Raw genomic sequence first — 20292 nt, 5'->3', positions numbered from 1 at the left:
AACCGCGTTGCCACTGCCCGCGCCGGCCATCCGGCCGGTGGCCGACGAATGGGAATGGCAGGAGTCTGCCCGTTGCCGCTCAATGGATTCCAGCGTTTTCTTTCATCCCGACAACGAGCGCGGTCGGGCGCGCAGACAACGCGAACAACGTGCCAAAGAGATTTGTCAGCAGTGTCCGGTGAAGGCCCCGTGCGCCGCCTTCGCGCTGCTGTCCGGCGAGCCGTACGGCATCTGGGGCGGCGTCTCCGAGTCCGAACGCCTTTCCGCGCTGGGTATTTCAGACCCGCGCGCAGCCGGAAACCTGAGTACGGCAATACGCCGCGAAGCCCGGCGCGCCGGTCTGGCTGCCGCGAGCGGCGAATAGCACCACCCTGGGCGACACCGACCTCATTCGTGGTCGACGACCGCCGTGCGCACACACTCGCGCAACCACTGCTGCCGGCGATCGAGCTCGAACGCGGGATGCCAGATCATCCGGTAGGGCATCGTGGCGATCTCGGCCGGTGCGGGCAGCAAGCATAGTTCGGAGTCGGTGACCCAAGCCTCGACGAAGCGACCGGGAAGCGTTGCCACCAAATCGGTTCCATGCAGCATCGGGAGCGCTGCGGTGTGATAAGGCACGGTGACCACCGCCCGGCGCGGCCTGCCCAGCTCCGCGAGGCGGTAGTCGATATCGGGCTGCTTCCCATCCGCCACGTCGACGACCACATGGCCGAAACCGAGGTAGTCCGCCAAGGTGAGCGCGCTTCGGGTGGCAAGTGGATGCCCCTCGGCGACGACGCACTTGAAGTGTTCGGTGACCAGTCGGGTGACGTTCAGATCGTCCGGCGCGTGCCCTCCGTAAAGGCCCAGATCGACCGCGCCACGACGGATTTGATCCGCGATCCCGTCCGGGCGCCAGCTGTGAAACCGTACTGCCGTGTCAGGTGACTGCGACCCGATCAGACGCGCGATGGCCGGGCCGTAAGTGTGGACGGCGTAGTCACTGCCGGCAATATTGACCGGCTGCGTTGCTGCGCGGGGATCGAACTCCGCAGGCGAGAGCAGGGTTTCGAGTAGCGGTATCAGCGTGGTGAGCTGGCGGTGGATATCCTCGGCTCGGGCGGACAACCGGAATCCGTCCGGATCACGAACCAGCAGCGGATCGTCGAGCAGCCTGCGCAGGCGCTGCAAGGCGCGACTCATGGCAGGTTGACTCAGTCCGACTCGGGACGCCGCGCGCGATACCTGCCGTTCCTCCAGCAGCGCGACCAGCGGCGCCAGCAGATTGAGGTCTGCCCGCTCGATATGCGTCGTGAGCATAGAGTTCATCATAGATATGCATGTGACAGATGCTCACTCCGCGAGCAGGCTGGATGCCATGAAGATCTCCGGCAATACCATTTTCATCCCGGGTGCCACGAGCGGTATCGGCCTCGCGCTGGCAATCGCCCTGCGAGACAAAGGAAACAAAGTCATCGTCGGCGGCCGTCGAGAGCAACTCCTCCGGCAGATCACCGCCGAACATCCCGGCATCGACGCGGTCCGCATCGACACATCGGACGCCGACACCATCCAGTCCGTCGCTGCGCAGGTGCTGGCCGAGCATCCCGATCTGAATGTGGTGATCACCATGGCCGGGGTGATGAAGATCGAAGACTGGCACGCCCCGCAGAGCTCGCTGGCGGCCGCCGAATCGACGATCACCACGAACGTGCTGGGCACGATCCGGCTCATCGCCGCATTCATCGAGCATCTGCAGACCCGACCCGCTGCCACGATCATCACCGTGTCATCGGGTCTGGGATTCACCCCACTCAAGGTGACCCCGAGCTACAACGCTTCCAAAGCCGCCATCCACCTGCTGACCGAGACGCTGCGGCTGCAGTTCGCCGGTTCCACCGTGGAATTCAAGGAACTTCAGCCGCCTGCGGTACGGACCGATCTGGTGCCCGGACAGCGCGACAGCGAGTGGGCGATGCCGCTCGAGCAGTTCGTGAGTGAAGTCGTCGACATCCTCGAGAACCAGCCGGATGCCGACGAGATTCAGGTGGAGAACGTCAAGTTTCTCCGCTATGCCGAAGTCCGCGGTGAGTACGACCACGCGGTGGCCGTCCTGAATTCGGCTGACCCGCAAAGCAACTAGCCGGAACGGCCGGCTCAGGCCACGCTGACGGCCTCGGCCGGTGACGCAGGCGCGACCACAGTCAGCGGGGTGCGGATGTAGCGGGTCCACGTCAGGGTCAGTGCCGCCACGTAGAACGTGACGAAGACCCAGAACGCAGCGGTGGCCGAACCGCTGGACAGGTAGGACTGCCGCAGCGCCAGGTTGATGCCTACGCCCCCGAGCGCGCCGATGGCGCCGGCGAAACCGATGAGGGCACCGGACATTCCGCGCGACCAGTTCAGCCGGTCGGTCTCGCTACCCACCACGGCGTGGCTGCGGGCCTCGAAGATCGACGGGATCATCTTGTACACCGAACCGTTGCCGATGCCCGACAGGATGAACAGCGCGACGAAGCCCACGATGAAGCACGCCAGGGTGGCCGCGTCGACAGCGCCGCCGGTGTGGTCGTGGTACGTCGACGCCGAAATCAGCAGTGCACCAAAGAGGATCATGCCGGCGAAGGCCGCCACGGTCACCCGGGCACCGCCGATGCGGTCGGCGAGCTTACCGCCGTAGACCCGAGCCACCGAACCGAGCAGCGGACCCACGAACGCGATCTGCGCCGCGTGCAGCGCCGCCTGCGCGGCGGTCTGGCCACCGGCGACGAAGTTGATCTGCAGGATCTGGCTGAAGGCGAACGAGAAGCCGATGAACGAGCCGAAGGTGCCGATGTACAGGAACGCGATGCTCCAGGTGTCGGACTCGGTCAAGATGGCGCGCATGGCGCCGGAATCGATCCGATGCTGCGCAAGGTTGTTCATGAACACCGCGGCACCGACCGCCGCCACGGCCAGCAGGACCAGGTAGATCGCGCACACCCAGTAGGGCGCACGGTTGCCGGCGACGGCGATCACCAGCAGGCCGACGACCTGGATGGCCGGGACACCGAGATTGCCTCCACCGGCGTTGATTCCGAGCGCCCAGCCCTTGAGCCGCTGCGGGTAGAACGCGTTGATGTTCGTCATGGACGATGCGAAGTTGCCGCCGCCGAGACCGGCGAGTGCCGCACACACCAGGTACGGCCACAACGGGAGTCCGGGGTGGGCCAGCAGCCACATGCTGCCCAGCGTCGGAATGAAAAGGACGAGCGCGGAGAAGACGGTCCAGTTGCGGCCACCGAAGGTCGCGGTCGCCATCGTGTACGGGATGCGCAGGCAGCCACCGACGAGCGTCGCGGTGGCCGCCAGCAGGAACTTGTCCCCGGCGGTGAAGCCGTACACCGACTGCGGCATGAACAGCACCATGACCGACCACATGGTCCACACCGAGAGCCCGATGTGCTCCGCGATCACCGACCAGATCAAGTTCCGCCGGGCGACGAATTTGTTGCCGGCTTCCCAGGCAACGATGTCTTCAGGGTTCCAGTCGGTGATGGTCCGCGATCGAAACATACTGCAAACGTAGAGTTTTCATGTTTCCCCGACGCTCCGGGCGATGACCCGGTGGTGACGATTCACTCACCTGCCGCGCGGCCGAGCTGTGAAGAGACCCGGCTCACACCCAACGGTTGCGTGGCGGCGGTGCCTGCGGCGTCACCCAGGCCTTCGCGTACCGACTGTTGCTCGCGCGCTGCGGATCCCGGCTCCGGTAGACGACGTACGGCCGCACCAGGTAACCGACGGGGGCGCTGAACATGTGCACCAGCCGCGTGTAGGGCCAGATACCGAACAGCGCCAACACGATGAGCACGTGAACCTGGAACGACAGCGGCGCGGTCGACATCAACTCGGGCGTGGGATGCGGCGTGAACAGGCTACGCAGCCAAGGGGATACCGTCTCCCGGTAGTTGTACGCCGACAAGACATTGCCCAGGGTGTTGACCATGCCGGTGACCAGGGCGCCGACCAGCAGCAGGTACATGAGCTTGTCGCCGGCAGTGGTGGCGGCACGCACCGCCGGCACCGTGGTGCGGCGGTACAGCAGGATGGCGGCGCCCGCGATCACCGCGAACCCGGCCGGCGCGCCCATGCCGATCGCCAGCAGGTGGTAGGTGTGCTCGGAAATGCCGACCGCCGAGGTCCACGACTCCGGGATCAGCAGGCCGACAACGTGTCCGCCCAATACACCGAGGATGCCGAAGTGGAACAGCGGGCTGCCCAGCCGCAGCAGTCGGCTCTCGTAGATTTGAGACGACCGGGTGGTCCAGCCGAATTGGTCGGTCCGGTAGCGCCAGATGTGCCCCAGCACGAACGACGTGAAAGCGATGTACGGCAACGTCATCCACAAGAGGTTGGTCATCGTCGCCCTCCAGCCAGGGCCGGATCCATCATCATCGGATCCATGCCGAACGGGTCCAAGCCGACGTCCTCCTCGGGCGGACCGTCGGCGGCGAGTTCAGTGATGCGCCGACGGTCGGCGGTGTTGATCGGCGGCAGGGTCGCCAGGACCGCGGCCAGTAGACCGGCGTACGGAGAATTGCTGTCCTGCAACGAGAGCCGGAGCAGTTCGAGTACCGGGACGTGCTCGGCCAGGAGGCGCTCGCCACGCGCCTGGTCCACGGTGGCCGCGAATTCCAGCACCAGCGGCAGGTAGTCGGGCAGCTCTTCGTCGCCGATGGTGATGTCCGCCTGCCGGTAGGCGTGCTTGAACCGCAGCAGCGCCATCCCGCGCTTACGGGTGTCACCGTAGGCGTAATACGTCAGATGCAGGCTGGCCCGCCGGCGCATGTCGAACGTCTCGACGTAACGGGTGGCACGCTCGGTCGCGTCCGTCTCGCAGAAGTACCGCAGGAAGTCGGTCACGTGGGTACGGATCGGCTCGGGCAGTTCGCCCGCAGCCGCCGCCAATTCATCTGTGAGCGCGCTTGTTTCGGCGGTCGGGTAGTCGAGCAACAGCGCAGTGACGCGCCACACGAGGCGCTGCTGATGCTCGGACAGGTCAGGACCGGTCGCCGTCCGGCGCCCCAGGGACAGGAGCTTCATCGGGTCGGCACCAGCCCGTCAGGGCTGCGCCCGTCCCAGTTGAGCAGATTGACGCGCGTCGGATCATCCTTCGGCACAGCGCTGTTGGTGTCGACGAGGTGGAACTTGTCGGCCATCGCGTCGAAGGCCGACATCCCCGGGCCACCGTCACCGTCGAGGCTGCAGCCGGTCGCGATAGCGTCGAGACGGTGCGCGTCGGAACCGGCACCGCTCGGAATGACGTACCGGTCCTGGTATTTCGCGATGGCCAGCAGCCGGTACATCGACTCGATCTCCTCGCCGGTGAGACGCACCGACTCGGGAATGGTCTCGTCGAACTCCTCACCGAGGTTGGCCGACCGCATGTAGGCGCGCATGGCGGCCAACCGCTGCAGGGAGGCCCGAACCGGCCCGACCTCCCCCGCGGTGAACAGCTCGGCGAGGTACTCGATCGGGATGCGCAGGGTGTCGATGGCGCCGAACAGGTTGTTCTTGTTCTCGCCGTCGTGGCCGGTCTCCTTGAGGATGTCGACCACCGGGGACAGCGGCGGGACGTACCAGACCATCGGCATGGTGCGGTACTCCGGGTGCAGCGGCAGCGCCACCTGATAGTCGACGATCAGCCGGTAGACCGGTGAATTCTGCGCGGCCTCAATCCATTCCGGTGAGATGCCGGCGCGCTCGGCCTCGGCGACCACCCGCGGATCATGCGGGTTGAGGAACACGCCGAGCTGAGACGGATAGAGGTCCTTGTCATCGGTGACCGACGCCGCTTCCAGCACCTTGTCGGCGTCGTAGAGCATGACGCCGATGTACCGCAACCGGCCGACGCACGTCTCCGAACAGACGGTCGGGATGCCGACCTCGACACGCGGGTAGCAGAACGTGCACTTCTCGGCCTTGCCGGTCTTGTGGTTGAAGTAGATCTTCTTGTACGGGCAACCGGTGACGCACTGGCGCCAGCCGCGACACTTGTCCTGGTCCACCAGGACGATGCCGTCCTCTGCGCGCTTGTAGATGGCGCCCGACGGGCACGACGCAGCACACGCCGGGTTCAGGCAGTGCTCGCAGATGCGGGGCAGGTAGAACATGAACGTCTGCTCGAATTCGAGCTTGACCTTCTGACTGACCTCTTCGACCTTGGCCAGCAACGGATCCCGCCCGACCTGCTCGGGTCCGCCGCCGAGGTCGTCGTCCCAGTTGGCGCCCCAGGTGACCTTGGTGTCCTGCCCGGTGATCAGAGACTTGGGCCGCGCCACGGGTGTGGTGTCCATCAGCGGCGACGACAGGAGGTTGTCGTAGTCGTAGGTCCACGGGTCGTAGTAGTCGCTGACCGTGGGCAGGTCCGGGTTGGCGAAGATGTTCAGCAGCCGCTTGAACCGGGAGCCCGATTTGAGCGTGAGCTTGCCGCGCTTGTTGAGCGTCCAACCGCCCTTCCAGCGTTCCTGGTCCTGGTATTGGCGCGGATATCCCTGTCCGGGACGGGTTTCCACGTTGTTGAACCAGACGTACTCGACACCGCTACGGTTGGTCCACGCCTGCTTGCAGGTGACGCTGCAGGTGTGACAGCCGATGCACTTGTCGAGGTTCATCACCATCGCCAGTTGGGCCATGACTCTCATTGGTCTACTCCGCGAGCTTCGTATCCGGTCATGTCAGTACTCGACTTCCTGCGAACGGCGACGGATGGTCGTCACCTCGTCGCGCTGATTTCCGGTGGGGCCGTGGTAATTCAGCGCAAAGGACTGCTGGGCATAGCCGCCGATCAAGTGCGTCGGCTTGATCATGATGCGGGTCAGGGCGTTGTGGATACCGCCACGCTTACCGGTCTTCTCGGTACGCGGCACGTCCACCGCCTTGTCCTGGGCGTGGTACATGAAGACCAGACCCTCGGGCATCCGGTGGCTGACGATCGCGCGGGCATTCACCACACCGTTGCGGTTGGTGCACTCGATCCAGTCGTTGTCCTTGACCCCGATCTTGGCGGCGTCGACATCCGACATCCAGATCGCCTGTCCACCACGCGAAAGCGTCAGCATGTACAGGTTGTCCTGGTACGCCGAGTGGATTGACCACTTGGAGTGCGGCGTCAGGTAACGCACGGTGATGCCACCGCTGGTGTCACCGACCGCCGGTTCGTCGAACAGTGCCGTCATGTCCAGCGGCGGACGGAACGTCGGCAACTGCTCCCCCATCTCGTCCATCCAGTCGTGGTCGAGATAGAAGTGCTGGCGCCCGGTGAGCGTGTGCCAGGGCTTGAGCCGCTCGGTGTTGATGGTGAACGGCGAGTAGCGCCTGCCACCGGTCTCCGAACCCGACCACTCAGGTGACGTGTTGACCGGCATGGGGCGGGACTGCGTGTCCGCGAAGGTGATTCGCTTGCCTTCGTTCTCGGCAGCCAGGTCGACGAGCTCGGTCCCCGTGCGGCGCTGCAGGGCCTCGAAGCCCTCCACCGCCAGGCGGCCGTTGGTGGTGCCGGACAGCGCCAGAATGGCCTCGGCCGCGTGGGTGTCCTTGGCCAGCGACGGCCGTCCCGCCGCGACGCCGCGATCGGACACCCCGTTGACGCCGGCCAGGTATTCGACCTCGGCGTCGGGGTGCGTGGTGACGCCCTTGACCGTCAGGCCCAGGGTTTCCACCAGCGGGCCGAGCGCGGCCATCTTGTCGGCCAGCGCCGGGTAGTCGCGTTCCACCGTCACCAACCGCGGCATGGTCTTGCCCGGAATCGGTTCGCATTCACCGGCTTTCCAGTCCAGGACCTTTCCGCCGGGCTGGGCGGTGGCGTCGGAGCTGTCGTGTGCGAGCGGCATCGCGACGATGTCCTTGCGCTTACCCAGGTGCTTCTCGGCCAACCACGAGAAGCCGCGGGCGATCCGGTGGAAGGCGTCGAAGTCGGTCTTGGTCTCCCATGGCGGCGAGATGGCCGGCGAGAAGGCGTGGACGAACGGGTGCATGTCGGTGCTCGACAGGTCGTGCTTCTCGTACCACGTGGCGGCCGGGAGCACGATGTCCGAGTACAAGGTGGTACTGGTGTTGCGGAAGTCCAGGGACAGCAACAGATCCAGCTTCCCTGCCGGCGCCTCGTCGCGCCAGCGCACGTCCTGCGGGTGCACTCCGTCCTCGTCGCTGGCCGCTACGTTGTTGTCGGCGCCCAGCAGGTGCTTGAGGAAGTACTCGTTGCCCTTCGCCGACGAGCCCAGCAGATTGGACCGCCACACCGTCAGACAGCGCGGGAAGTTCTCCGGGGCGTCCGGGTCCTCGCAGGCGAACTGCAGGTGCCCGGACTTCAGGCCGTCGAGCACATGCTGCGCCGCGTCTTTGCCCTGACGCTCGGCCTCGTCGGCCAGGTCCAGCGGATTGCGGTTGAACGTGGGATAACTCGGCATCCACCCCAGCCGGCTCGCGAGAGCGATGTTGTCGGCCGCCGTCCGGCCGGCCAGCGTGCCGGTGGCGAGCGGCGACGTCATCGGTTCGGTGGTGAACCGGTCGTAGCGCCACTGGTCGGTGGCCAGGTACCAGAACACGGTGCCCTGCATCTGACGCGGTGCGCGTTGCCAGTCCAGACCGAATGCCAGTGTGCCCCAGCCTGTTACCGGACGGCACTTCTCCTGGCCGACGTAGTGCGCCCAGCCGCCGCCGTTGACGCCCTGACAGCCGGTGAGCATGACGAGAGAAAGGAACGAGCGGTAGATCTGATCCGAATGGAACCAGTGGTTGGTGCCGGCACCCATGAGGATCATCGAGCGCCCCTTGGAACGCTCTGCGTTGTCGGCGAATTCACGCGCGATACGCTCGGCGGCCTGGGCCGGAACGCCCGTGATGGCCTGCTGCCACGCCGGGGTGTACGGCTCGGTGGCGTCGTCGTAACCGGCCGGCCAGGTGCCCGGCAGGCCGTCACGGGCCACGCCATACTGTGCCAGCATGAGATCGAAGACCGTGGTGACCCGCTGGCCCGCAACGATTCTGGTGGGCACCCCACGTTCCAGCACACCGGGCTGGTCGGTGTCGAACCGAGGGAGTGCAACGGTAGCGACATCATTGGCGCCACCGTGCAGCGTGAGGAGGGGGTCGACCCCCTGCAGGTCCAGATTCCATTTCCCTTCACCGGAGGCGGTGAAGCGATGGCCCAGGGACCCATTGGGCACCACCGGGGTGCCGTCGGCGTCGAGCAGTACCGGTTTGGAGACCGCGGCTTCCGTGTCCGCGTGTTCGCCGCCGAGATCCGCTGCGGTGAGGAACTTTCCGGGGACCAGCCGGCCGTCACGCTCGGTCAGTGCGACCAGGAACGGCAGGTCGGTGTACTTCTTGACGTAGTCGGTGAAGTACGGGGTGTTCTTCTCGACGAAGAACTCCTTGAGGATGACGTGGCCCATCGACATCGCGAGCGCGGCGTCGGTGCCCGGGCGGGCCGGCAGCCATTCATCGGCAAACTTGGTGTTGTCGGCGTAATCCGGTGACACCACAACGACTTTCTGGCCGCGGTAGCGGGCCTCGGTCATGTAGTGCGCGTCAGGCGTGCGGGTGACGGGGACGTTCGAGCCCCACATGATGAGGTAGCCGGCGTCGAACCAGTCGGCGGATTCGGGCACGTCGGTCTGGTCACCGAACACCTGCGGCGACGCCACCGGCAGGTCGGCGTACCAGTCGTAGAACGACAGCATCGACCCGCCCATGAGCGAAATGAACCGCGCCCCAACGGCATGGCTCACCATCGACATGGCCGGGATCGGCGAGAACCCGGCCACGCGGTCGGGTCCGTAGGTCTTGACGGTGTAGACGTGGGCGGCCGCGGCGATCTCGGCGGCCTCCCACCATTCCGCGCGGACGAAGCCGCCGCGGCCGCGGGCAGACTTGTAGGCCTTGGCCTTCACCGGGTCCTCGACGACGTCGGCCCACGCCAGCACCGGGTCGTTCAGCCGCTCTTTGGCTTCGCGGTAGTAGTCGAGCAGCAGACCGCGTACGTACGGATACCGCACGCGCGCAGGCGAATACGTGTACCAGGAGAACGACGCGCCGCGGGGGCAGCCGCGCGGCTCGTATTCAGGCTTGTCGGCGCCGATCGACGGGTAGTCGGTTTGTTGCGACTCCCAGGTGATCACGCCGTCCTTGACGTAGATCTTCCACGAGCACGAACCGGTGCAGTTCACGCCGTGCGTGGAGCGCACCACCTTGTCGTGTGCCCAGCGGTCGCGATAGAAGTCGTCCGCCGATCGCCCGCCGACCTTGTGAATCGTGCGCTGGTCGCCGGAGATTTCACCGCGGTGAAAATACTTGGACAACCGCAACAACGCGTCGCCGGCCATCGCCGGGCTTCCTGCCAACTCGGCCACAAAGCCCTCCTCTCGAGCCGTCGGAACATAAGGTTAGAGCCGGTCAGAAGGCTGTCAAAAGAACGCACATGCCCCCTCCGTGCCTGTGCGACCGCGTTAACAGGGCTGTCATGTCATGAAACAGAGGCGATTTCGGCATCGCGGGTTCTACCTGCGGTGATCTGTTGATCAGGGTAAACGCGGAGCGGCGCGGTGCGTCGCCCGTCACATTGCCGAGGGGTCGCGATCCGGAATGTTTATCAGCGCGGTAACAAACCGCAGCCGGTACTCGGAACGATGGATTCCCGCCAAAGACAGGCCACCGGCACCGTCACGGACGTCCTGATATGTCCCGCACCGACGTGAAAATCACCCTTGCCGTTCGAACGTTTGTTCGATACACTGTGTTATGGGAATCGCACCGGATCTCAACCCACTCCTCGACCACCTGCGCGGCGTGGCCATCCCCGAGAACATGTCGGGCGAGGACGCCGTCAACGTCACGCGGCTGCTGCTGCTGATCCGGGGCGTGGTCGACCATCTCGCCGCGACGGTGACCGGGGTGCTGGACCGGTTGGGCGTGGCGGCATCGCAGGGCCGGTCGCCGCGCGAACTCCTGATGTCGCTGGGGTGTGCACCCTCGGTGGCCGAACGGCTGATCCGGGTCGGTGCCGCGCTACCGTCGCTGCCAACCCTAGCGGCGCATGCCGGCGACGGCGCGATCTCCGGTGAGCATGTCGACGCGATCGTCAAGGGCATCAACCACATCCACGCCCGCGCACCCGGACCGGTCGACGAGGAGGCTCGCTTCGTCCAGTTGGCCGACCTACTGGGGCAGTTCTTCTCGGGGGCGACGCCGGCTGAGATCGGTAATCGGGCGCGGCGGCTCGGCAACCGGCACGCCGCGGCTGAAGGCGGGCTGCCTGCGGCCGAAGACCGGTCGATCAACACCGTCGAGCACCGCGTCACCTCCGACGGGCGGGTCCAGGTCCGCGCGGACCTGGACGCCGAAGTCGGCGCCAAATACATCGCCGCGATGGAAGAACACTCAGCACCACGACCCGAACCCGACGGCAGCCCCGACGTGCGGTCGGCGGGCAGGCGCCGGGCTGATGCGTTGGAGGCGGTGCTGGACATCGCCGCCCGCGGCGGCGACACCGCCAGCGCGCCGCGCACCCAGCTGCTGCTGTCGGTGCCCGCCGACACCCCGGACCTGGCCACGCTGGAATTCATCGGGTCGATCAGCACCATGACCCTGGACCGGCTCACCTGCGACACCACCGTCACCACGATCATCGTCGACGGCGAACAGGTACCCCTGGACATGGGGCGGGAGAAACGGCTGTTCCCGCCCCATCTACGCAAAGCGCTGTATCACCGCGACCAGTGCTGCATCAAATGCGGCGCACCACCCGGACGCACCCACGCCCACCACATCGTGCACTGGACCCACCACGGCGAAACATCACTGAGCAACGGCTGCCTACTCTGCCCGGCCTGCCACGCCAACGTGCACCACGACCGCTGGGACGTCGTCATGGGAATGGACAAACACCCCTGGCTCATCCCACCCGCCACCGTCGACCCGCAGCGAAAACCAATACCCGCCTACAACCGCCGCACCATGCGACTCGACCACGCCGCATAACACCTAAAGCGTTGTGCACCTTGACAACTCAATAGTGAGCCTGGCCCTCATGTTCGCGCGGCGGGTGGAATTCGCATCCGCCGCGCGAACATCAGAGCCGCGAATCCAGCAGCGATCTAGGGTGTTCCGATGAAATCGACGCCCGCGGTGATCGCCGGGCGGTGCCGCAGAATCCGGTAGTGCGCGAGCCGGCCCAGACCTTTCGTGGTCTCGAGGCGCGCGCCCGGCCAGGCCTCGGCGATCTCGGTGCTGGACGAATACGGGCTGTCCGGATCATCGGGGTCGTGGATGAGCAGCAGCGGCCGGTCGCCGGCGTGCACGGCCGACGCGGTGATGTCGGTGTCCAGCAGCGGCATTCCGAGCCGTCTATCTAGACGCCGGTGCAGGCGATCCCGGATCCGCCGCCCGAAGTTGTGCCGTTCAGCGAAGGCGTCCAGGTACCACGTGAAGTCGCCCATCGGCGCGAGGAACACCAAAAGCCCGGTCTGTGCACCGCGCGCCGCGGCCAGCGCAGCCGACTTCGCACCCAGCGAATGACCGATGACGGCATGCGCCGGACCGTGCTGAGCGATGACGGCCCGTACCGCCTCCGCGCACTCGACGATGGTGGTGCGGCCCGGCGCCAGCGCTCCCGGCTCGGAGTCGTGATGGCTGGGCAGGTCGAAGGCGATGACCCGATATCCCGCCGCGACAAGGGGTTTGACGAAAACCGCCATGTGCGCCCGGCACCCGCCCCAACCGTGTACCAGGTACACGAGCGGACCCGAGCCCCACGACTGCCCGGCGATGCGGTGGCCGTCCCACGACGCTTCCAGTGGCGTGCTGTCCGGCAGACCGGGCGGCATCTTGGTGCTCAGGTCGACATCCGGCACCGTGCACCACAATTCGGTGGCCCAGCGGGCCCCGATCGCCGGCGCGAACCGCTCCAGCCACCAGAAGGCGCGGCGCGTTCGGTCCGGGACCGGCGGGAGCACACCGGCGTCGGTGTCGGTCACCGCTTCGCCGTTTCGAGCCTGCCCGCTACGCGATTCCGTCAATGCCATGCGTCAACCGCCTTGGTACGAAGAGTGTCATCCTGCGACGACCGTCGCTGACGATCTGGCACTACCCACAATGGCCCCGCCGCAAACATCGGCCGCCGGACGCAAATGTCCCCCAAACACTGTGTGCCGGGGGACATTTGAGTCAGCTCGCGAGAGATCAGAGTGGCGTCAGGCCGTGCTTGCGCGCGATACGGTCGTGCTTCTGCTTGTCGCGCAACAACTTCAGCGACTTGCGCAGCAGCAACCGGGACTCGTGCGGCTGGATCACCGCGTCGATGTAGCCACGTTCGGCCGCCGTCCACGGAATCGCCATGTTGGCGTTGTAGCCCTCGATGAAGTCCGCCTTGATCTTCTGCACCTCGGGCGCCGTCGGATCCGGGAAGCGCTTGACCAGCAGCTGCGCCGCACCCTGGGCACCGATCACCGCGATACGCGCGGTCGGCCAGGCGAAGTTCAGGTCGGCAGACAGCTGCTTCGAGCCCATGACGGCGTAGCCACCGCCGTAGGCCTTGCGGATCACGAACGTCACCTTCGGCACGTCGGCCTCGACGATGGCGTTGAAGAAGCGGCCACCGCGCTTGATGATGCCGCCCGTCTCCTCGGCGACACCCGGCAGCGCACCGGGGGTGTCGACGACGAAAACCAAAGGCAGGTTGAAGGAGTCACAGAACCGGATGAACCCGGCGGCCTTGTCGGAGGCCTCGTTGCCGATGGCACCGGCCATGAACAGCGGCTGGTTGGCGATGACGCCGACCGGCCGCCCGTCGACCCGGGCGAAGGCGGTGATCATCTCCGGAGCACGCTGGTCGGCGATCTCGAAGATGTCGCCGTCGTCGAACATGCGCAGCAGGATGTCGTGCATGTCGTAGCCGGCGTTGTCGGCGTCCGGCACGATCTTGTCCAGCTCGAAGTCGCTCGGCGTCAGCTCGGGCTCCAGGCCCGGGTTGACGATCGGCGGATCGTCCCACGTGTTGGCGGGCAGGAAGCTCAGGTAATCACGGACGTACTGGAAGGCGGCCGCTTCATCCTCGACGACCTTGTGGATGTTGCCACGCTGCGCCTGGATGTCCGCGCCACCGAGTTCGTCGAACGTCACGTCCTCACCGGTGACGTCCTTGATGACGTCCGGGCCGGTGATGAACATGTAGCCCTGGTCGCGCACGGCCACCAGCAGGTCCGTCTGGATCGGCGAGTACACCGCACCACCGGCGCACTTGCCCAGGATGATCGAGATCTCCGGCACGGTACCGCGCAGCATCTCGTGCCGGCGGCCCAGCTCGGCGTACCACGCCAGCGAGGTCACCGCGTCCTGGATGCGGGCGCCGGCCGAGTCGTTGATGCCGATGATCGGGCAGCCGACCATGGCCACCCACTCCATCAGCTTCGCAACCTTGCGGCCGAACATCTCACCGACCGAGCCCTGGAACACCGTCTGGTCGTGGCTGAACACCGCGACGGGACGGCCGTCGATGGTGGCGTGGCCGGTCACCACACCGTCGCCGTACAACGCATTCGGGTCGCCCGGCGTCTTGCAGAGGGCGCCGATCTCGAAGAAGCTGCCCGGATCGACAAGCGCGTGGATGCGGGCGCGAGCCGAGGGAATGCCCTTCTTGTCGCGGCGCGCCTTGGCCTTCTCGTCACCGGGATCGGCTGCGCGCTCCAGCTTTTCGCGAAGCTCGGCGAGCTTCTCAGCCGTAGTGGAAGGGCTGCGCGTTTCGGACACTTCAGTCACGGTTCTCCTACTACTTCCCGGCCTGGACCTGGTTGATGGCTTCGCTCATGTGCGCCCCCACCTTGGCAATGTACGGCTCGTCGATGGCCTGGATGTGCTCGCCACCGATATTCACGACCTCGAGCGCCGAGGCGTACTTACCCCAGCCGCCGTCGGGCTGACGGGTGGCGTACGCGGGTTCGAAGGTGATGGCGTCATCGTGGTACCGCTCCGCCATATAGAGCACGACGGGGCCGTCGTACGCCTGCGGAGTGGCAACGTCGAGCGCGCGCTGGTCGAGGTACGACGTGCGCTGGTGCTCGATGATGCCGCCCGGAATCTCCACGCCCGCTTCCTTGACGGCGTTCAGCACGAACTGCACCTGGCCGGCGTCGTCGAGAACTTCGAGCTCCTCGTACGGGATGGCCGGGATCTGCACGTTGAACGTCTTCTCCGCGAACTTGGCGTAGCGGTCCCAGCGCTGGCGCGTGCCTTCCTTGGACGTGTCGATCGGCGTACCCGGGTGCACCGTGTCGATCAGCCCGACGAATCGCACGTCGGCACCGGCCTGTTTCAGGCCGACGGCGCACGCGTACGACAGCGCGCCACCGAGGGACCAGCCGGCGAGGATGAAGGGCTTGCCCTTCTTGCCGTCGACCCAGCCGTTGAGTTCGAGCAGCTTCGGCACGTACTGCGCGGCGCGCTCCTCGATGGTGCCCTCGACACGCTCCAGGCCGATCATCGGCGTACCCGCCGGCAGGCGGTTCAGCAGCGGTTCGTAGACGACGGTCGAGCCACCGGCGGCGTGGAACACGAAAACCGGGACCTGATCGTCGTTCTCGGGGGCGCGGATGATGCGGACGAAGCCGTCCAGCTCACCGGCCTCCAGGAACTCGCGGACCGTCGTCGACAGCTCCTCGATGTTGGCCGCCTTCTTGACGTCGTCGGCCGTGATGGTGCCCTCGACACGCTCGGAGAGACGCGTCGCCATCTTCTCGGCCTGCTCGTCGGTGACCGACGGCAGCACGTTGAAGATGCCTCCCGGCGACTTGCCGGTGACGATGGCCCACGTCGCGAACGTGACGCGCTCGGCCGCATCGCGCGGCGGCACATCGGAATTCAGCGCCTCGGCGACAGCCTTCTGGTTCAGCACCTCAGCAGCGGCGGCGGTCGCGCTCTGCGACGGCTGCGCCGCAGCCGGGCCCGACGGGTTTGTCGGCGGCGGCGGGACGGCCGGGCCGGACGGGTTCGTCGGGGGCGGCGGAATCTCCAGTGCGGCAGCCGCATCGGTGGCGATCTCGGCGGCTGCCGGCGCTTCGTCCTTGGCCGCCAGGGGATGCCCGGCCTCGGCCAGCTTGGCCTCCAGCTCGGCGACAGTCGTTGCGCCGCCCATCAATTCGGCCTGCGCGGCGGCGATCTCGTCGGCGGTCTGGCTCTTCTGTGCCTCGGCCAGCTGGTCGACCTCGTCGCGGTGCTCGATGGCGTAGTGGATCAGCTTCTCCACCGCGTACAGGTTGGCGTCGCGGACGGCGGTCAGCTGGATCGGCGGCAGGTCGAAGTCGTACTCGACGCGGTTCTTGATCCGGACCGCCATCAGCGAGTCCAGACCCAGCTCGATCAGCGGCACCTCCCACGGCAGGTCCTCGGGCTCGTAGCCCATGGCGCCACCGACGATCGCACCGAGCCGGTCCGCGATGGTCTCACCGGAGTCCGGCGACCACTTCTTGAAACCGGCCGCCAGGCCGGCGCCCGCGGTCAGGTCGTCCTGCAGGATGGCCGCGTCGTCTTCGGGTTCCGGTGCGGCGACAGCGGTTTCGGCCACCGTTGCACCGACAGCGGCCGGGAGTGCGGCGCCGCCCATGGCGACCGGCAGAGCCGCGCCGTCACCACCGCGGCTCACGACCGCGTCGTACACCAGCGTGAAGGACTCACCCATGCGGGCGTGCACCTGCACCGTGCCGCCGCCGGGGTGACGGGTCAGCGTGGTGACCAGGCGGGCACCCTCGCCCGGGATGGCGCGCTGCTCGTAAGCGGTCAGCGTGGCATCCGGAAGCACCTGTGTTGCAGCGGCTTTCACCAGCTTGCTCAGTGCAGCGGCGTCGACCTCGCCGCGCGGGGCGTACTCCCACACGTGCCGGCCGTCCGGGGTGGCGACGTGGCTGCCCGGCTCGATGGCCGAGCTGTCGGCGGTGAAGTTGGCGTCCAGCCAGTGCGGCTTGCGCTTGAAGCGCGTCGGCGGGATGGGCGCGTAATCGACGGCCGGGTCCTTGGCCGGCGAGAACAGCGTCCGGAAGTCCAGATCATGGCCGTGCACGAACAGCTGAGCCATGGCATTGGTCATGGAGTCGACCTCGTCCTGCTTGCGGGCGAGGGTCGGGATCAGCTGGCCATCGTGCAGGCCGGCCGACATGGTGGTGAGCCCAACCTGCATGAGCGCCACCGGGTTCGGGGCCAGCTCGAGGAACGTGGTGTGCCCGTTGTCGACGGCGGCGCGGATGCCGTGGGTGAAGTAGACGCTGTGCCGCAGTCCCTTCTTCCAGTACTCGACATCGTGGATCGGGTCACTGCCGGCACGCAGGAAGCTGCCTTCGTGGACGGTCGAGTAGTAGCCGGTTTCCAGTGGCCGCGGCTCGATGCCCTGGATCTCCGCCAGCAGCTCGCCGAGCAGCGGGTCCATCTGCTGCGTGTGGCTGGCGCCCTTGGTCTGCATCTTGCGGGCGAACTTGCCCTCGGCTTCGGCGCGGGCGATGATCGCGTCGACCTGCTCCGGCGGGCCGCCGATGACGGTCTGGGTCGGGGCGGCGTACACGCACACCTCGAGGCCCGGGAAGTCGGCGAAGACCGTCTTGATCTCCTCGGCCGAGTACTCGACCAGCGCCATCAGGCGGATGTACTCGCCGAACAGCATGGCCTCGCCCTCACCCATGAGGTGCGCGCGCGAGCAGATGGTGCGGGTGGCGTCGGCCAGCGACAGGCCACCGGAGAAGTAGGCGGCGGCCGCCTCACCGAGCGACTGACCAATCACCGCACCGGGCTTCGCGCCGTGGGCCTTCAGCAGCTCGCCGAGCGCGATCTGCAGCGCGAAGATCACCGTCTGGACGACCTCGATGGGGTATTCGCAGGTCTCGTTGGTGTAGTCGATGGCGTCGTCGAGGATCAGTTCGACGACGGAGTAGCCGCGCTCGTCCTGGATGTGCGCGTCGACCTTGTTGATCCACTCGGCGAAGATCGGATCGTTCAGGTACAGGCTCTTGCCCATCTTGCGGTGCTGCGCACCGAAACCGGCGAGCACCCACACCGGGCCGTTGGTGACCGGACCGTCGGCGGCGAGCACCAGTGGGCTCTGCTTGCCCTCGGCCAGCGACCGCAGACCCTTGACGGCTTCGTCGTGGTCGTGGGCGAGAATCACCGCGCGCGAACGCCCGTGGTTACGCCGGGACAGCGAGCGGCCGATCGACTCCAGCGAGTAGGACCGGCCCGTTTCACTGTCGATCCAGTCCGCCAGCTCAGCGGCGGCGGACTTCTTGCGCGAGGTCAGGAACCCCGAAACCGCCAGCGGCACAATGCGCTTGACGGGCTCGGCCGACTCGATCTCCGCGCGGCCGGCCTCGATCAGCTCCAGCGCGCGCTCGGTGAGACCGGGCAGCTCGGGCTCGTCGTCGGTCTCGTAGCCGTAGAACTCGGCGTCACCACGAGAATCAAAGGAATCATCGTCACTGTCTGAATCTCTTCGCGCAAGCGGCTCATCGGCGAACTCGCCGTACTCGTCCATCTTGACGCCGCCGACGTAGACGGCGTTCGCGTCGGACGACGACTTCTCTTCGGCGACAACCTCTTTGGGCTCCGGCTCAACGAGGTCGCTCGGCAGCACCTGGCGCATGACCAGGTGCGCGTTGGCACCACCGAAACCGAAACCGGAGACACCGGCGATGGCGTGCCCGCTGTAGCGCGGCCAGTCCGACAGCTCGGCGTTGACCTTGAGGTGTTCCTTGTCGAAGTCGATGTACGGGTTGGGGCCCGCATAGTTGATCGACGCCGGCAGCTTGTCGTGGTACAGCGCCAGCGTCATCTTCGCGACACTGGCCGCACCGGCGGCCGACTCCAGGTGTCCCACATTGGATTTCACCGCACCCAGCAGGGCCGGCTTGTCGGCGGCGCGGCCACGGCCCACGACGCGGCCGAGCGCGTCGGCCTCGATCGGGTCACCCAGGATGGTGCCGGTGCCGTGCGCCTCGATGTAGTCGACGGTCTTGGGGTCGATGCCGGCGTCCTTGTAGGCCTTGCGCAGCACCGCTTCCTGAGCGTCAGGGTTGGGGGCCAACATGCCGTTGGAGCGGCCGTCGTGGTTGATGGCCGAACCGGCGATGATGGCGAGGATCTCGTCACCGTCGCGACGGGCGTCGGCGACGCGCTTGAGCACGACCATGCCGCCACCCTCGGAGCGGGCGTAACCGTCGGCGTCGGAGCTGAACGACTTGATGCGGCCGTCCGGCGCCAGGACGCCGCCGACCATGTCGAAGCCGACCGTCACCGTCGGGGTCACCAGGGCGTTGACGCCACCGGCCACGACGACGTCGGCCTCGCCGGAGCGCAGTGCCTTCACGCCCTCATGCATCGCGACCAGCGATGAGGAACACGCGGTGTCGATGGTCATCGACGGCCCGCGGAAGTCGAAGAAGTACGAAACCCGGTTCGCGATGATGGAGCTCGCGGTACCGGTGATGGCGTACGGGTGCGTGATGGACGGGTCGGAGACCGACAGGAAGCTGTAGTCGTTGGTCGAGCTGCCGACGAATACGCCGACAGACTCGCCGCGCAGCGCCGACGCCGGGATGCGGGCGAACTCCAGTGCCTCCCAGGTCAATTCGAGCGCCATCCGCTGCTGCGGGTCGATGTTGTCGGCTTCCATCTTGGCCAGCGCGAAGAACTCGGCGTCGAAGCCCTTGATGTCCGACAGGTACCCACCGCGGGTGCGGGCCTCGGCCACGCGTTCCGCGATCCGGGGCTCGGCCAGGAACTCCGACCAGCGGCCCTCGGGCAGATCGGTGATGGCGTCGCGGCCCTCCAGCAGCGCCTGCCACATCTCGTCCGGGGTGTTCATGTCACCCGGGAAGCGGGTGGCCAGACCAACAATGGCTATGTTGGCGATGTCCTCATCGACATCGGCGTCGCGGGACCAGTCCTCGGCGTTCGCGGCGTCCGTGTCTTCCTCCGGCTCACCCTCGACGATGACCTGCGCCAGCGCCTCGATGGTCGGGTGCCGGAAGGCCACCGTCGCCGTCAGCGTGACGCCGGTGAGGTCCTCGATGTCGGAGGCCATGGCGACCGCGTCGCGCGACGCCAGACCGAGCTCGACCATCGGCACCGACTCGTTGATGGAGTCCGCCGGCTGGCCGGTGGCATTGGCCACCCAGTTGCGCAGCCACTCCCGCATCTCCGGCACGGACATGCCGTTTGCCCGGGCGGGCGCCTGCCCCTCCTGCGGCGAAGTGTCGATTTCGTTCGAATTGTCTTCGGTGTCAGTCATTTTCACTG

At 66.7% G+C, this 20292-nt stretch carries 12 protein-coding genes; 3 read left to right on the top strand and 9 right to left on the bottom strand.

Annotation, left to right across the window (positions count from 1 at the left end):
- Nucleotides 1–7: 7 nt before the first annotated feature.
- Nucleotides 8–364 carry a WhiB family transcriptional regulator gene (locus EB75_RS02750; protein ID WP_374704294.1) on the top strand — a complete coding sequence of 119 codons (357 nt, stop codon included), beginning with the start codon at nucleotides 8–10 and terminating at the stop codon, nucleotides 362–364.
- A 23-nt stretch (nucleotides 365–387) separates the two neighbouring features.
- Here EB75_RS02750 and EB75_RS02745 read toward each other — a convergent pair whose 3' ends face one another.
- A complete protein-coding gene (locus EB75_RS02745) occupies nucleotides 388–1302 on the bottom strand; it encodes a LysR substrate-binding domain-containing protein (protein ID WP_073693936.1) in 915 nt (304 codons plus the stop codon).
- A gap of 58 nt (nucleotides 1303–1360) precedes the next feature.
- On the opposite strand from EB75_RS02745, the gene EB75_RS02740 reads away from it, so the two are divergent.
- On the top strand, nucleotides 1361–2125 hold the full coding sequence (locus tag EB75_RS02740) for an SDR family oxidoreductase (RefSeq protein WP_073693935.1): 765 nt from the start codon (nucleotides 1361–1363) through the stop codon (nucleotides 2123–2125).
- Nucleotides 2126–2139: 14 nt separating this feature from the next.
- Here EB75_RS02740 and EB75_RS02735 read toward each other — a convergent pair whose 3' ends face one another.
- The 5 genes from EB75_RS02735 to EB75_RS02715 all read right to left on the bottom strand — a co-directional run bounded on the left by EB75_RS02735 (nucleotide 2140) and on the right by EB75_RS02715 (nucleotide 10349).
- A complete protein-coding gene (locus EB75_RS02735; protein ID WP_073693934.1) occupies nucleotides 2140–3537 on the bottom strand; it encodes a nitrate/nitrite transporter in 1398 nt (465 codons plus the stop codon).
- Nucleotides 3538–3640: 103 nt separating this feature from the next.
- Entirely contained in the window at nucleotides 3641–4384 is a 744-nt protein-coding gene (narI, locus tag EB75_RS02730) for a respiratory nitrate reductase subunit gamma (protein ID WP_064861186.1), read from the bottom strand.
- On the bottom strand, nucleotides 4381–5067 hold the full coding sequence (gene narJ / locus EB75_RS02725; protein WP_061006215.1) for a nitrate reductase molybdenum cofactor assembly chaperone: 687 nt from the start codon (nucleotides 5065–5067) through the stop codon (nucleotides 4381–4383). The genes narI and narJ overlap by 4 nt, the downstream gene beginning before the upstream one ends.
- Complete coding sequence (gene narH, locus EB75_RS02720) at nucleotides 5064–6659, bottom strand: nitrate reductase subunit beta (RefSeq protein WP_082761695.1); 1596 nt, start codon at nucleotides 6657–6659, stop codon at nucleotides 5064–5066. Before narH ends, narJ begins: the two co-directional genes overlap by 4 nt.
- 42 nt (nucleotides 6660–6701) lie before the next feature.
- The gene (locus EB75_RS02715; RefSeq protein ID WP_073693933.1) at nucleotides 6702–10349 is read right to left on the bottom strand and encodes a nitrate reductase subunit alpha; all 3648 of its coding nucleotides are present in this window, start codon (nucleotides 10347–10349) and stop codon (nucleotides 6702–6704) included.
- A 415-nt stretch (nucleotides 10350–10764) separates the two neighbouring features.
- Here EB75_RS02715 and EB75_RS02710 point away from each other — a divergent pair, with 415 nt between their 5' ends.
- Nucleotides 10765–12003 (top strand): HNH endonuclease, encoded by a 1239-nt coding sequence (locus EB75_RS02710; RefSeq protein ID WP_073693932.1) that lies wholly within the window; start codon nucleotides 10765–10767, stop codon nucleotides 12001–12003.
- 116 nt (nucleotides 12004–12119) lie between these two features.
- Here EB75_RS02710 and EB75_RS02705 read toward each other — a convergent pair whose 3' ends face one another.
- The 3 genes from EB75_RS02705 to pks13 form a co-directional block, all read right to left on the bottom strand.
- Complete coding sequence (locus EB75_RS02705; protein WP_073693931.1) at nucleotides 12120–13046, bottom strand: alpha/beta fold hydrolase; 927 nt, start codon at nucleotides 13044–13046, stop codon at nucleotides 12120–12122.
- A gap of 157 nt (nucleotides 13047–13203) precedes the next feature.
- Nucleotides 13204–14769: an acyl-CoA carboxylase subunit beta gene (locus EB75_RS02700; protein WP_168175966.1), complete on the bottom strand. Its 1566-nt coding sequence runs from the start codon at nucleotides 14767–14769 to the stop codon at nucleotides 13204–13206.
- A 19-nt stretch (nucleotides 14770–14788) separates the two neighbouring features.
- On the bottom strand, nucleotides 14789–20284 hold the full coding sequence (gene pks13 / locus EB75_RS02695) for a polyketide synthase Pks13 (RefSeq protein ID WP_286150053.1): 5496 nt from the start codon (nucleotides 20282–20284) through the stop codon (nucleotides 14789–14791).
- Between the last annotated feature and the right edge of the window lie 8 nt (nucleotides 20285–20292).

The sequence above is a fragment of the Mycobacterium sp. ST-F2 genome, from assembly GCF_001905655.1.
Classification (GTDB): Bacteria; Actinomycetota; Actinomycetes; order Mycobacteriales; family Mycobacteriaceae; genus Mycobacterium.
Note: the sequence above shows the minus strand (reverse complement) of the source record. Positions and strands in the feature narration are given on the sequence as shown.